8 protein-coding genes and 2 pseudogenes are annotated in these 13,394 nt (G+C 47.3%); 4 read left to right on the top strand and 6 right to left on the bottom strand.

All coding sequences use genetic code 11. The features are described 5' to 3' along the window. A pseudogene (locus tag NC981_RS24375) lies at positions 1–90 on the bottom strand (IS6 family transposase); the annotation flags it as partial. A 195-nt stretch (positions 91–285) separates the two neighbouring features. Between NC981_RS24375 and cas4 the strand changes: the two are divergent. Next, the gene (cas4, locus tag NC981_RS24370; protein WP_348245406.1) at positions 286–870 is read left to right on the top strand and encodes a CRISPR-associated protein Cas4; all 585 of its coding nucleotides are present in this window, start codon (positions 286–288) and stop codon (positions 868–870) included. Between the two features lie 277 nt (positions 871–1,147). Here the strand turns inward: cas4 and NC981_RS24365 are convergent, their stop codons facing one another. Together NC981_RS24365 and NC981_RS24360 are read right to left on the bottom strand one after the other, a co-directional pair. Further along, the gene (locus tag NC981_RS24365) at positions 1,148–1,735 is read right to left on the bottom strand and encodes an IS6 family transposase (protein WP_348245405.1); all 588 of its coding nucleotides are present in this window, start codon (positions 1,733–1,735) and stop codon (positions 1,148–1,150) included. A gap of 245 nt (positions 1,736–1,980) precedes the next feature. Then, complete coding sequence (locus NC981_RS24360; RefSeq protein WP_348245404.1) at positions 1,981–3,693, bottom strand: ShlB/FhaC/HecB family hemolysin secretion/activation protein; 1,713 nt, start codon at positions 3,691–3,693, stop codon at positions 1,981–1,983. A 136-nt stretch (positions 3,694–3,829) separates the two neighbouring features. Here NC981_RS24360 and NC981_RS24355 point away from each other — a divergent pair. After that, positions 3,830–4,063: pseudogene (locus tag NC981_RS24355) on the top strand (IS6 family transposase); the annotation flags it as partial. A 177-nt stretch (positions 4,064–4,240) separates the two neighbouring features. Here NC981_RS24355 and NC981_RS24350 read toward each other — a convergent pair. Next, a complete protein-coding gene (locus NC981_RS24350; protein WP_348245403.1) occupies positions 4,241–4,528 on the bottom strand; it encodes a Mo-dependent nitrogenase C-terminal domain-containing protein in 288 nt (95 codons plus the stop codon). 343 nt (positions 4,529–4,871) lie between these two features. Between NC981_RS24350 and NC981_RS24345 the strand changes: the two genes are divergently transcribed. Together NC981_RS24345 and NC981_RS24340 are read left to right on the top strand one after the other, a co-directional pair. Then, positions 4,872–7,949, top strand: coding sequence for a filamentous hemagglutinin N-terminal domain-containing protein (locus NC981_RS24345; RefSeq protein ID WP_348245402.1), 3,078 nt, complete (start codon positions 4,872–4,874; stop codon positions 7,947–7,949). Beyond that, positions 7,939–10,494 carry a CHAT domain-containing protein gene (locus NC981_RS24340; RefSeq protein WP_348245401.1) on the top strand — a complete coding sequence of 852 codons (2,556 nt, stop codon included), beginning with the start codon at positions 7,939–7,941 and terminating at the stop codon, positions 10,492–10,494. The genes NC981_RS24345 and NC981_RS24340 overlap by 11 nt, the downstream gene beginning before the upstream one ends. Before the next feature lie 183 nt (positions 10,495–10,677). Here NC981_RS24340 and NC981_RS24335 read toward each other — a convergent pair whose 3' ends face one another. Both NC981_RS24335 and NC981_RS24330 read right to left on the bottom strand, forming a co-directional pair. Next, positions 10,678–11,646 (bottom strand): calcium-binding protein, encoded by a 969-nt coding sequence (locus NC981_RS24335; protein ID WP_348245400.1) that lies wholly within the window; start codon positions 11,644–11,646, stop codon positions 10,678–10,680. A gap of 294 nt (positions 11,647–11,940) precedes the next feature. Further along, entirely contained in the window at positions 11,941–13,380 is a 1,440-nt protein-coding gene (locus NC981_RS24330) for an HlyD family efflux transporter periplasmic adaptor subunit (protein ID WP_348245399.1), read from the bottom strand. Positions 13,381–13,394 lie beyond the last annotated feature (14 nt).

Genomic DNA, 13,394 nt, shown 5'->3' with positions numbered 1-13,394 from the left:
CTCGATATCCCGGTAACTCAAGGGGAATGTGTAATACAACCACACACAGGAACTGATGATTTCGCCGGGAAAACGATGACGGGAGTACATGAGAAGAGGTGATCCGAGTTAAATCAGTCCGATTATTCTACGTCCCGGTTAACCTGACAATGCCGCAAAACCGCAACGGGAATGGGTTTAACCAAGCAGCTCGAGGCGACAAGGCAGAAAGGTTAGCGCTATTCTGCTTTATTCAACTCAATAGCTTAGCGGCTGGAGGATTGCCATCAATTATCATTTCAAACCATGACAGAAGACTACTTGCCCCTGGCGTATCTCAATGCTTGGGAGTATTGCCCCCGCCGCTTTTATTTTGAGTATGTGCTGGGCGAAATGGAAGACAACGAGCATATTATTCTGGGTCGTCATCTGCATCGCAACATCAATGAAGAGACTGTGGTGCAAGAGGGCGATACGCGCATTCACCAGCAGCAGTGGGTGTGGAGCGATCGTCTTGGGGTCTCTGGCATCATTGATGCCGTTGAGGAGCGAGCGGGTGAGCTCATCCCGATCGAATACAAGAAGGGCAAGATGGCAAAGCACCTCAACGATCACTTTCAACTCTGTGGAGCAGCGCTTTGCCTAGAGGAACGGACGGGACAGCAACTGAGCTACGGTGAGATTTTTTATCATGGCAATCGGCGCAGGCAGAGGGTGAGGTTTACCCCACAACTGCGGCAAATGACTGAGACCGCGATCGCGGCGGCTCGCGCTGCAGATCAAGGGGCAATGCCAGCGCCGATCAACCATACAAAAAAGTGCCAAGCTTGCAGCCTGCAAAGAATCTGCTTGCCGTTTGAGGTCAGATCTCTGATGCAAGCAAAGCTCTGAATCCCGGCAACGGGACTGAAACTAGACCGGGCGCCAGCACGAACCAGAGCGCAGGGTCGCAAAGCTCTGAATCCCGGCAACGGGACTGAAACAAAGGTAAAGCCGTTTTGCCCGTAGACACAGCATTTCAAGTCGCAAAGCTCTGAATCTCGGCAACGGGACTGAAACACTAAGGAAACTGGCTTACTTGAAGTCAACATAGGGGGCATTATCAACTTAACCGCATGCGTTCAACACTAAGCACTGTAATCCTTGAACATTCAAGCGCTGCTGAATGTTACGCAGTAACTCTCACACAAGCAATTTCTCGCCACTCCTCAAAGCGTTGGCATAGTTGTTCTCGGTATCGTTTTGCACTTAGTTCATGTTGCTTCGGGTGGAAGTGGCCTCGAATCGGTTCAAAGGCTGAAAGGAATCGTTGCGCTTGCCCTAGAGATTTGAATCGCCTCATGCGTCGTTCTCGGACTCTTGTAGGTTGATGCGAGTTCTCCGCTCGATTGTTCAGCCCCTTATGAGTTCGATGCTCCACGCTCGGCATCACTCGTTTCTTTGCCGCTTCGTAGCTCTTCAGTTTGTCGGTGACCATCATCCGTGGCACGAAACCTTGTTTCTTCAGCAGTTTATGAAAAAAACGTGCTGCTGCATGGGTATCTCGATGTCGTTGCAGCAGCACACCCAATACAGTGCTCTCCGCATCCACCGCTCGCCACAAATAATATTGCTTTCCCTTGATCGTCACCACGACCTCATCAAGATGCCATTTATCAGCGATGAACGGGCGTTTCCGTCGCAGCGGATTGGCGTATTGCTGCCCGAATTTACAGTAACTGATGATTTCGCCGGGAAATTGATGACGGGAGTACATGAGAAGATATGATCCGAGTTGAACCAGTCCGATTATTCTACGTTCCGATTAACCTGACAATGCCGAAAATAGCATTAATAACTTTGCGCATACTGCGAAAACGCGGACGCCTACTGAGTTGAGATGCTGGAGTTAATGGTTCAAGGATTGTCCACTCATCATCAGACACATCAGTATTGTAAGATTTCCGATTCATGTCTCCATTCTAACAAATGGGTATAATCTGCTACTTCTCAAACGTCCTCTTAGAACGAGGAGCTATATTGAATCGAGAAGTAGATGCCATTCTCTTGCAAGGTGCGCTTTTCATTCTCGATCGACACCAACGGAAATCCAAAATCAATCCGGGCTGAAAAATCCTCGCCTTGCTGCCATAGTAAGCCGAATCCCGCCCCAACCAGCGTATTTTTCGCAGGATTTTCTCCACTCCGATTCCAGCCTGTACCCAAATCGATAAACGGTGTGAGTTGAACAATTCCCCAACTGGGTCTAAAAATCGGCAACCGCAACTCGGTTGAGAACAAAAATCCATTATCCGTGAGGAGGGCATCTTGTCGATAGCCGCGAACCGTTTCGGCTCCCCCAATGCCAATCTGCTCGAAAGGAACTAAGGTATGCCCGGCAAGCTGCAAATCTCCTCGAATTAACAACAATGACTCTCTCGCTAAAAGCCTTGTCCATTGCGCCTGTCCTCGCCAGGCAAAAAATTGACTATCGGGATCTTGATCATTGAGCGTGGCACCGAACAAACCTAAACCCAAGCTAAACTGCGATCGCGCAGCAAACACTTGCCGATCGCTGCGCTGCACATACTCCTGAAAAAACCGCAATGCTGAAATTCGGGTTCGTCCTTGCGCGTCAGCCCCCGGAGACAACGGAAATGGACCAATATTATTAATGCCGAGTTCGGTTTGACTTTCTTGCCGCGAAAAGGTCAACCCCAAGGCGAATTCATCGGTCGAACGCTGAATGATCGGCTGTCTGAACGTCAATTCGTAATAGCGCGATCTCGCTGTGATATCGAGAACATCAAACGGCTCTTCAATCACGCGACTGCGAGTACTGCCATAAGCAAGCCTCAATGTTCCATTGCGTGGATTGAGAGGAATGGTATAGCTCAAATCCACGCCATTGCTTCCATCCGTTTTAGTGTAAGTTGCACTGAGACTATCGCCGAAACCGAGCAAGTTCGCTTGTGAGACTCCAAACTGTCGTCGAAATGAGCCGACACTGGGTGATCGCGCATTATCGAGTGACGGAGTAACGGTGAGCGTTTTGGCTTCTGCGATCGTCACTTGTAAAATGCTGGTTCCGGGGCGCGTTCCGGCTTGCAAATCGGCTGAAATCGAAGCAATTAGAGGATCAAGCTGCAATAGCCGCAAGCCTTCGAGCAAACGATTCACATTCAATGGCTTCTGAGCAACAAGACCGATGCGGCTACGGACATAGGCAGGATTGAGGCGACGCGTTCCGAGCACATTGACACTCTCGATCGTACCTTCAATGATTTGAATCTTGACCGTGCCACCCGTCAGCACTTGCGGCGGCAAAATGGCAGCAGAGGTGACATAGCCGCGCTTGACATAGAAATCTGTAATTTCAGTTCTCAACTGCAACAACTCTGCAAATGAAACATTGCGATCCACATATTTGCGAGTAATTTCAGAAAAGTCTTGCGCCCGAAAGACTGTGCTCCCGACAATTTCAATTTGTTTGAGTTGAATGGTATCGGGAACGTTACCAGGAGCTTCAGGTGTCGGTTGTAACGGAGCAATCGGAAGCAGTTGATCCGGAGGAGGCAGCGGAGCTGGCGTAGCTTCCAACGGCGAGGGTTGTGAGGGAAGCGGGCGTGGTAGATCTTGAGGCGGAGGAATGGGAATGCGCTGAGCAAGTCCCGGAGAAGAAGTAGCAATCGTAACGCCAAGCGTCAGCAGAACTTGAAGTTGCGATCGAGACATCATTTCACCCTCATAGCAGAGCTATTTTTATTTAACTCTTTGTTGCACCTTGACGATCCCCTAATATGAACAAGAAAAGCACTAGCGGACTAGCCTCAGGAGCGATGAAGCGACAAAGAAACAGGCGATAAAGCGAGTATAACATCAACAACACAAGGGATTGAACAATCGAGTAGAGAACTTGCATTAACCCACACGAGTGCGAGAGCGGCGAATGCAACAATTTAAATCCCCAGGGCAAGCGCAACGATTTCTCTCAGCCTTTGAACCAATCCGAGGACACTTTCACCCGAAGCAACATGACCTGAGTGTAAAACGCTACCTAGAACAGCTACGCCAACGATTTGAGGAGTGGCGAGAAATTGCTTGAAAGTTGCTGGTAACATTGAGCAACGCTTGAATGTTCAAGGATATACTGTGCTTAATCTTGAAGGTACATGGTTAAGTTGATAATGCCGCTGTGATGCTTCTAACGACTTCATTTATTCCCCCGCACCCATGCGAAAACATCAATTTAACACTCGTGGATAACAATAGGGTCTGTATATTAGCAATAAGCTGTGATATCTTCACCACAAACATCAGCTAGGTAGCAGAGGGCTTTGAACCGCAAGCCAACTAATTGTTCATAAAACGGGTTCAGTTTGCACATTGGAGGTATGTGGAGGAGAACGCGATCGCAAAAACGAATATCTCGTTCAAAGGGGCAGTGCGAGGGAATGAGGCGACAGAGAAGTTGTGCCATTTTGGGGTTATTGATCTCAATCGCATCCAGCTTGTTCGCAATTAATTGCAGAAGGCTAATTTTCGTTGGGTTGCAAATTAAGCTCAACATAACTAATCACCTGAATGAACATCTACCGAGTAGAGGCTTTTAGTAGTTGTTTGCCTCTATTGATTTATCAAATAATGCTTGTAGTTTTATACAGATTAGAAGAATCGTTTGCCTATTTGCAGTGGAATTTCTGTTGTTATTGCTTCCTGTTACGCTCACTTTTCGTAATAAAAACGAGCTAATTTTGGCGATAAACTAGTATCATATTTCCCTTTAAGACCCTCAGCGCAAAATGCAACACGAAGCGCTGGATGGATTGATACAGGTAAGACTTTGAAAAACTTTAAGTACGATGATGCAATCCCTAGATAAGCGTTTCCTAAATTTAACGATCGCAGTACTCTTGTCACCCACACTCGCGATCGCTTCAGGCTTATTAATATCTCCGGTCCCAGCTCAAGTGATTCCTGATCGGAGCCTTTCTAACAATTCGAGCGTTGCCGTTGAGGGAAACGTCAGCACCATCACGGGCGGAACGTTAGCAGGAAAAAACTTGTTTCATAGCTTTAGTCAATTCTCAGTTCCCACGAATGGCACTGCTTATTTTAATAATACCTCAGACATTCAGAACATCCTGAGCCGCGTTACCGGTAGCTCTATTTCCAATATTGATGGACTCATTCGAGCCAATGGCACCGCCAGTTTATTCTTGATCAATCCCAATGGAATTATTTTTGGAAAGAATGCAAAGTTACAAATTGGCGGTTCGTTACTAGCAACCACTGCTGATGCGATTCAGTTCGATGACCAAAATTCGTTTAGTGCTTCTGATCCGAATGCTGCTCCACTGTTAACGGTGAATCCTTCAGCGTTGCTCTTCAACCGCAACGAGCGAGCAGGGATTCAAAATAACTCACACACTTCTTCGAGTGCTGACGAAGCTTTTGGGTTAAAGGTTCGTGAGGGTCGCAGTTTGCTGCTCGTGGGTGGCAACATTGACATGAGGGGGAGCAGATTAACTGCTCCGGGTGGACGGGTGGAGTTGGTAGGCGTGGCAGATAAAGGACGAGTGGATCTCAAACTCAGCGGTGAGGAATTGCGGTTGGAGGTTCCCAAGGGTCTGACCCGTGCTCCGGTTGCTCTGACCGATGGGGCTCGAATTTCCGTTGCTAAAGATAATGGTGGCAGTATTGCGATCGTGGCTCAGTCTTTGGAGATTGCCAATAAAAGTGATTTGGAGGCAGGAATTGCACCAAAATTAGGGACAGAAGAGAGTAAAGCCGGAGACGTTACGCTCGATGCGATCGATGCAATCACTGTGACGGGAGAATCTCAAATTAAGAATATTGTGGCCCCGAACAGCACAGGTCAAGGGGGCAAGATTAGCATTCATACTGGCTCACTTTCGATGCTAGAGGGATCGCAACTCAACGCCTCTACTTTTGGAACTGGCAATGCGGGCGCAATCGTTATTCGCGCACGTGGTCAAGTTACCCTGAAAGGGAACCTAGACGGAGGGTCAGGTGATCGATTTAGTGGAGCTCAGAGCCGAGTCGGTGATAGTAAATTGGGTCCTAACGTTCATGGACGGGGAGGAAATATTGAGATTGAAGCGAAATCCCTCTTGATCGAAGATCGCGCACGGTTGAGTACTAGCACTTACGGGTATGGAAACGCTGGAAATGTCACCATCCGCGCGGCTGACAGCGTTACAGTACGAGGTCCAGGACCGACTCAGGCAGAGGGTAGGGCAATCAGCAGCAACGTACATGATCCGGCTAGGCAATTAAAAATAGAGCCGGAAACATACCGGAGCGGCGGAATTGTTACGATTGAGACTGGCTCACTTTCAATTACCAATAATGCTCTAATCTCAGTTGATACAAACGGCAAAGGCAACGCTGGAAGTGTCCAGATCAACGCTAAGGATGTAGTCTTATCAAGCAGCAACATTGTGAGCCGTTTAGGAGAAATAGAGATGCCCGATGCCAAGGGAAATGGGGGTAAGATCGACATTGAGACAGACTCACTCAGAATCGATAACAAGATAGAGCAGGGTAATGCTGGATTGAGCGTTAGCACCTATGGTCAGGGCAACGCTGGAAATATTACCATTAATGCTCGAGACATTACTCTGACAAATTCAGGGAGCCGTATCAGTAGCAATGTTCATCCAGGGGCTAACGGAAACGGTGGAAAAATTAAGATTTCAACTGAATCATTCTCAATTCGCGATCGTGCTAACGTGTTTATCAAAACCGAAGGACGTGGAAACGCTGGAAGCCTCAAAATTGAGACAGACTCGCTCAGAATCGATAACAAGATAGGGCAGGATAATGCTGGACTGAGTGTTAGCACCTATGGTCAGGGCAACGCTGGAAATATTACCATTAATGCTCGAGACATTATTCTGACAAATCCAGGAAGCCGGATCAGTAGCAATGTTCATCCAGGAGCTAGCGGAAACGGTGGAGAAATTAAGATTTCAACTGAATCGCTCTCAATTCGCGATCGTGCTAACGTGTTTATCAAAACCGAAGGACATGGAAACGCTGGAAGCCTAGAGATTCTGGCGCACCACGGTAACGTTTCGATCGAGAACGGTAGTCGATTGAGTGCAAGTACCCTTATACAAGGTAAGGAAGATACAAGCAATATAACAGCGGGTAACATTAGTCTCCAAGCTCGGCGGCTCTTACTGGATAATCAAGCTGAAATTCTTGGAGAAACGACGAGTAGTCAGAACGGCGGTAATATTACTCTCACTTTAGGCAATCTCTTGTTGCTGCGGCGCAGTAGTAATATTTCAACCTCAGCAGGTACAGAAGAGGGAACTGGAAATGGTGGTAATATTACGATTCGTTCTCCCCTAATTGTTACTGTTCCCACTGAAAGAAGTAACATCACTACCGAAGCTTATACAGGAACGGGCGGCAAGATTAACATCACGACGCAAGGTTTGATAGGATTCCAGCAACAATCACGAAATCCACAATTAAGCCGTATTTCTGCTAGTTCCGACTTTGGGATTGATGGACAAGTGAACATCAATGTTCTGAGTGTGAATCCAAGCCAAGGATTAGTGAATTTACCAACCGTTTCCGTCGATGCTTCTCGGTTAATCACGCAACAGTGTTCACCAAGTCGGGCAAGCGGAGAGATCAGCCAGTTTGTCATCACCGGACGCGGTGGACTACCAACTGCACCCGGTGAACCTTTGAGAAGTTCGTCGGTGCTGACACCTTGGGTCAATCTTCCCTCTGATGTGGCGATTAGCACAGAGCAAAATGCGGCAAGAAGCGGTGTCAATACTAAGCCAGATGCTGTTCGTCAAAGTTCAAACCGTGCAGCTTCTCCACCCGAAAAACTAGTCGAAGCCCAAGGATGGGTGAAAGATGCTCAGGGAAACGTCGCGTTGATTGCTCAGGTGCCGTCTGATTCTTCTGTTCAGCTCTCATCGGTTCCCTGCCATGGATTCTAAATCTCGGATTAATTGGCTTGTTCTCCTCACAGCTGGCTGGATAGCTGCCTTTGAGTGCGTTCCGTTTGCAATTCGCGATTCTGTCAGTATTGCGGCTTCTGTTTCTTCTCCAGCCCCAAACGCCCAAGCTCTAACCCCAGAAGAACAAGGAAAAGCACTGTATGAAAATGGGCGGTTTAGTGAAGCAGTCACCGTTTTACAACAAGCAGTTCAACAGGCGCGATCGCGAGGTGACACCCTCAGGCAAGCGATCGCGCTGAGTAATTTGTCACTAGCATCTCAACAGCTCGGATTGTGGACCGAAGCTAATCAAGCTATCACAGAAAGTCTGAAACTCCTGCGTTCTACCCATCAACAAACTTCAGTGCTTGCTCAAGCGCTTGATATTCAAGGCCGTTTGCAGCTCGCGACTGGGCAAGCCGAGTCAGCCTTGGGAACTTGGCAGCAAGCAACGGCGCTCTACTCAAAAACAAACGATCAGGCGGGTATTGTTCGTAGCCACCTTAATCAAGCACAGGCACTTCAAGCCCTAGGATTTCACCGTCGTGCACTGACAGTTTTGGAGAACTTACGATCGACCCTCCAAAACCAACCTGCATCTTTGGTCAAAGTTGTAGGCTTACGAAGTTTTGGCGATGCGCTGTTACTCGTTGGAGAAACCGATGCAGCAAATGCTGTGTTGCAACAAAGTTTGGAACTCGCCAAACAGCTTCAAGCCAGTGAAGAAACAGCGGCGGCGTTGTTAAGTTTAGGCAACGTTGCCCAAACCAAGCGAGACGCTCAAGCTGCTTTAGCGTTTTATCAACAAGCAGCAACTCGATCCGCGTCGCCCCTCACCAAAGTACAAGCACAACTCAATCAACTCAGTTTGCTGACTCATCCCAATCAGCGCGACAACATTCAACCCTTAGTGCGTCAAATTCAACCGCAACTGGCAACCTTGCCGCCGAGTCGAACCGCGATCGAGATGCAAATTACCTTTGCTCAACTGCTGTTGAAGCTTCCGAGCTTTGATCGCACCGCCATTGCTCAACAGTTAGCCAAAGCGGTACAACAAGCTCGCGCCCTCAATGATCGACGATCGCAATCCTTCGCGCTGGGAACGCTTGCTCATGTCTACGAACAAAATCGTCAATGGTCGCTCGCGCAGGATTTAACGCAGCAAGCGCTGGAATTAGCCGAAGCAATGCGGGCATCAGATATCGCCTACCGCTGGGAATGGCAATTAGGACGATTATTGAAAGCGCAAGGCAATTCTACAGGCGCGATCGCAGCTTACACTGGAGCCGTCAATACGTTAAAATCGCTACGCAAAGATTTAGTCGCTGTAAATCCGGAGATCCAGTTTTCTTTCCGAGAAAGCGTGGAACCAATTTATCGCCAGTTGGTCGATTTGTTACTTCAGAAAACCGCAGTGCCAAGCCAGGTTAAATTAACTCAAGCTCGCGATGTGATTGAATCACTGCAAGTTGCAGAACTTGAAAATTTTTTCCGGGCAGCGTGTCTAGATACGGTTGTGCAAGTGGATCAAGTCATTGACCAAGCGGATGCATCGGCGGCAGTCGTTTATCCGATTATTCTGAGCGATCGCTTAGAGGTCATCCTCAAATTACCGCGACAAGAATTACGGCACTACACGGTGTTAGTTCCGCAAGTGCAAGTTGAACAAACCCTTGAACAACTGCAGCAAAAACTCACAAAACCATACACTCTACAAGAAGTACAAACTCTATCACAACAGGTTTACAATTGGCTAATTCGCCCCGCAGAAGCAACGTTCGCAGAAACGAAACCGAAAACATTAGTGTTTGTGTTAGATGGAGCCCTGCGGAATATCCCAATGTCGGTGCTTCATGATGGGCAACAGTATTTAATTCAAAAATATGGCATTGCTCTAACACCGGGGCTACAACTACTCAATCCACGATCACTCAAACAAATTCAATTACGAACCCTCACCGCAGGGCTGACCGAATCGCGTCACGGCTTTGCACCGCTCAGTTTTGTGAAAAACGAAGTTGAGGAAATTCAATCGGAAGTGCCAAGTAAAGTACTGCTGAATCAAACCTTTACAGAAAAGCAGTTGCAAGAGCAAATTAATGCTACTCCGTTTTCGGTTGTGCATTTGGCGACACACGGACAGTTTAGCTCGGATGCCGAGAAGACCTTTATTCTCGCGTGGGATCAACCGATCAAGGTAAACGAATTCAATCAATTGCTGCGTACAAAGGAACAAACGGGAACTGGCACGATCGAGCTTCTGGTTCTCAGTGCTTGTGAAACCGCAGCGGGCGATAATCGGGCGGCATTGGGTCTGGCTGGGGTAGCGATTCGGGCGGGGGCAAGAAGTACGATCGCGTCGCTTTGGTCATTAGACGACGAATCTACAGCATTGTTTATGGGCGAGTTTTATCGAAATCTCACCCAAACGACAACAACGAAGTCGGCTGCTCTACAAGATGCACAACTCAAACTGCTGCAAAATCCTCAGTATCAGCATCCTCGCTACTGGGCACCATATGTTTTAGTGGGAAATTGGTTGTAGAAACTTATTTGTTGTAGCAATCAAGCTGAAGCACTAAAAGGAGTAAGTTGCCATTAAGAACCATCGATCGAGAGAAGGGAAGAGCGATTTCTTCCCTTCTTTAGGCAACTTCACGCTAGTTAGATGAAAAAGATGCTACTAATGCTTAATTGACAACATATTCAAATTAAGCATCAACAGTCCTCAGACAAACGTAAGTAGTTCAGCTCGACTTGTGTAGGTCTTGTCTTGTACAACACCAATCAGATCATTTTTGTAGTAGATGGCAGTGTCGCTAGCCGAGCCACCAAACCAATTGATTGATGAATCAAGTCGATAGTCGCTCTTGACACCATGAACTAGAATTTGATCCCCCTGTGAATTCTTGTGGAAATCGACGATTGTGGCGTACCCCCACGTTCCGTCATTAGCATAAAAAGCACCATTGCTATCTCCAAGAACAAATCGATCAGCATCAGCGCCACCCATTAGTAAGTCGCACTCAAAGCCGATACTATCAAAGCCGCCACCATAACCGTTGAGTAGATCTTGACCGTCGCCACCATACAACTCATCGTTGCCACCTTGACCATACATCTCATCATTGCCAGGTTCGCCTTGAAGGTACTGGTTTCCCAGCAGGTCATTGCCCTCACCGCCATACAACTTGTCATCGTCATAAGAACCATCTAGCCAATCCTCACCATCCCCACCGTAGAGACGATCCTTGCCCTTCCAGGCTACCAAAACATCGTCTCCTGTGTCTTCATACCGCCATGGCTCTCCGTTTCCCAGTACCTCATCTCCCCCACCATATAGAATGTCATCACCCTCCCATCCATCAAGGTAGTCATTTCCTTTACCTCCGTACATCTTGTCGTCATTTTCTTCACCATTGAGAAAATCATCACCATCATCTCCATAAAGCTTGTCGTCACCAAGACCTCCATACAGTGTGTCCCTGCCCGGTGTACCTGGGTCGCGCCCATCGTAACTGATGGGATCGTTAGGCTTCGGTGCTCGATCGCCGTATAACACGTCGCTTCCAAGTCGTCCGAATACTACGTCGTCACCGCCTAAGCCCCAATACTGATTATCTTCACCCAGAGTCCCGTCGTGATCCGCCCAATCCTTAACGTCATTGCCAGCAGTGCCATAAGATGTATGAACCATAACAGCTTCTCCTTGTGTTTCGGGGATGTTGAACTTGAGTTGAACCTTTTTTCCTTTGCGTAGCATCTCCCCCAAATGAATGGGAAGTACTTAAAAGAGCCTTCTAGAAGCTCGGAGGCGATCGTGAATGAGGAAGCTTAAACATGGTGCAGTTACTAGAGCGAATTCACAGCCTTATATTGATTTATCGAAACCAAGAATTGGTATTTATACAGGTTTGAAAACTATCTCAACTGAATTCAGAATTAACTAATTAAGGCATCAATGATAGATGTGTATTCAACCAGAAACAACCTATCGGATAAACTTCAAACTATCGATATTCTTCATGAACATGTCTGTAAAGATGCTCAAGACCGTTCGTTTGCGGAGCTTGATGTTTGTGTTCACTGACATACCCGATTGCAATGGTAACGCTCGATTATTTGCTAGTAGATGCTGACGATTTAACCGGATTTTTGCTGGAAAGTGATAATATTGACGAATTTGGTCTGGCGGCAAAGCATCAGAACCGACCCAAATTAGTGTTCCTTTAATGTCGCCGAATTCATGAAATGGAAATGAGTCAATTCTGATATCTGCCTCCATTCCTTCCCTCACAAAACCAATGTCTTTGTTGGTAATGTAAACTTCGGCAATCAAAGACTCACCGGGAACAATCTTTAGCAAAGGTTCGCTCGACGTGGATACAAATCCTGATCCTTTAGGTTTCAGGTCAAATACAGTACCCGCGATCGGTGCCCGCAATTCCTGATACTTCAACGTTAATTGCGCCTGACTCAATTGGCTTTCAACCTCTGCAAGTCGTTTTTCGTCTTCAAGAATGGCTTTAGTAATTTGACTATCAATATCTGCCAAGCTCTTTTCGTTGTTCGTGATTTTGGCAAGTAAATCCTCTTGAGACAGCGCTGCTGTATTCCGAAGTTTCTCCTTAGCTTGGTCGATCGCGAGTGCCAATCGAGTTTGTTCTTGGGCAAGTTGATCAACTTCTGCTTGACGAGTGCTTACATCTTGCTGCTGTTTGAGAAACTGAAGTCGTGCAATTCCACCGACTTCAACTAATGGCTTGAGATCATTGAGAATCTTTTGGTTAATTCCCAACATTGCATGTGCGTTAGCTAACTTAGTTTGAGTTTGATAGAATTGTTGCTCAACTTGTTTCGCTTCTAGTCGATCGCTGGCTAATCGAGAGCTGAGTTCTGTTTGTCGGCTACTTAATCGCAATTGTTCTTCTGCATTTAAACTTGCACCTTGTCCGCCAGTTAGCTGCGATCGATAGAGACGGTTTTCAGCCGCGATCGCAGCTCGATTCTTAGTCAGTGAAAGCATATCCGCTGGAATATTTGGTATAGCCTGCGCTTGGGCTGCTCCGTTTAATTGATTGCGGTAAAATGCAGTTTCTTGCTGAAGGGCAGCACGAATTTTCTGCAAAGAAGAGGCTTGAGCTTTGGCAGATGTTGGGTCAAGCTTGAGTAATAAATCACCCTGTTTGACACGTTGTCCATCTTTGACATAAACCTCTGTTACTAATCCATTGACCGGAGCCTGTACGTCTTTTACGGCTCCTTGCGGCGCGAGCTTTCCAGTTGCCGGAATCGCTTCTTCGATCTGCGAAACACTTGCCCAAACCACCGTTATGCTCGTTACGCCAACGATTCCCCACGCGATCGCGCGTGACCAAACAGAAGATTGTCGCAGCCAAGCTGAATGTTCCAATCGACTTGTTGTTGCCATGACTGTAAGCTCGT

Origin of the sequence: Leptolyngbya sp. DQ-M1, from assembly GCF_039962505.1 — a bacterium.
Classification (GTDB): domain Bacteria; phylum Cyanobacteriota; class Cyanobacteriia; order Leptolyngbyales; family Leptolyngbyaceae; genus Leptolyngbya.
This window is presented reverse-complemented; position numbering and strand designations above follow the sequence as displayed.

What these genes read in the sequence shown, in the direction of transcription:
- cas4 (WP_348245406.1), top strand. Translation starts at nt 286, where the DNA reads ATGACAGAAGACTACTTGCCCCTGGCGTATCTCAATGCTTGGGAGTAT.
- NC981_RS24365 (WP_348245405.1), bottom strand. Translation starts at nt 1,735, where the DNA reads ATGTACTCCCGTCATCAATTTCCCGGCGAAATCATCAGTTACTGTAAA.
- NC981_RS24360 (WP_348245404.1), bottom strand. Translation starts at nt 3,693, where the DNA reads ATGTCTCGATCGCAACTTCAAGTTCTGCTGACGCTTGGCGTTACGATT.
- NC981_RS24350 (WP_348245403.1), bottom strand. Translation starts at nt 4,528, where the DNA reads ATGTTGAGCTTAATTTGCAACCCAACGAAAATTAGCCTTCTGCAATTA.
- NC981_RS24340 (WP_348245401.1), top strand. Translation starts at nt 7,939, where the DNA reads ATGGATTCTAAATCTCGGATTAATTGGCTTGTTCTCCTCACAGCTGGC.
- NC981_RS24335 (WP_348245400.1), bottom strand. Translation starts at nt 11,646, where the DNA reads ATGGTTCATACATCTTATGGCACTGCTGGCAATGACGTTAAGGATTGG.
- NC981_RS24330 (WP_348245399.1), bottom strand. Translation starts at nt 13,380, where the DNA reads ATGGCAACAACAAGTCGATTGGAACATTCAGCTTGGCTGCGACAATCT.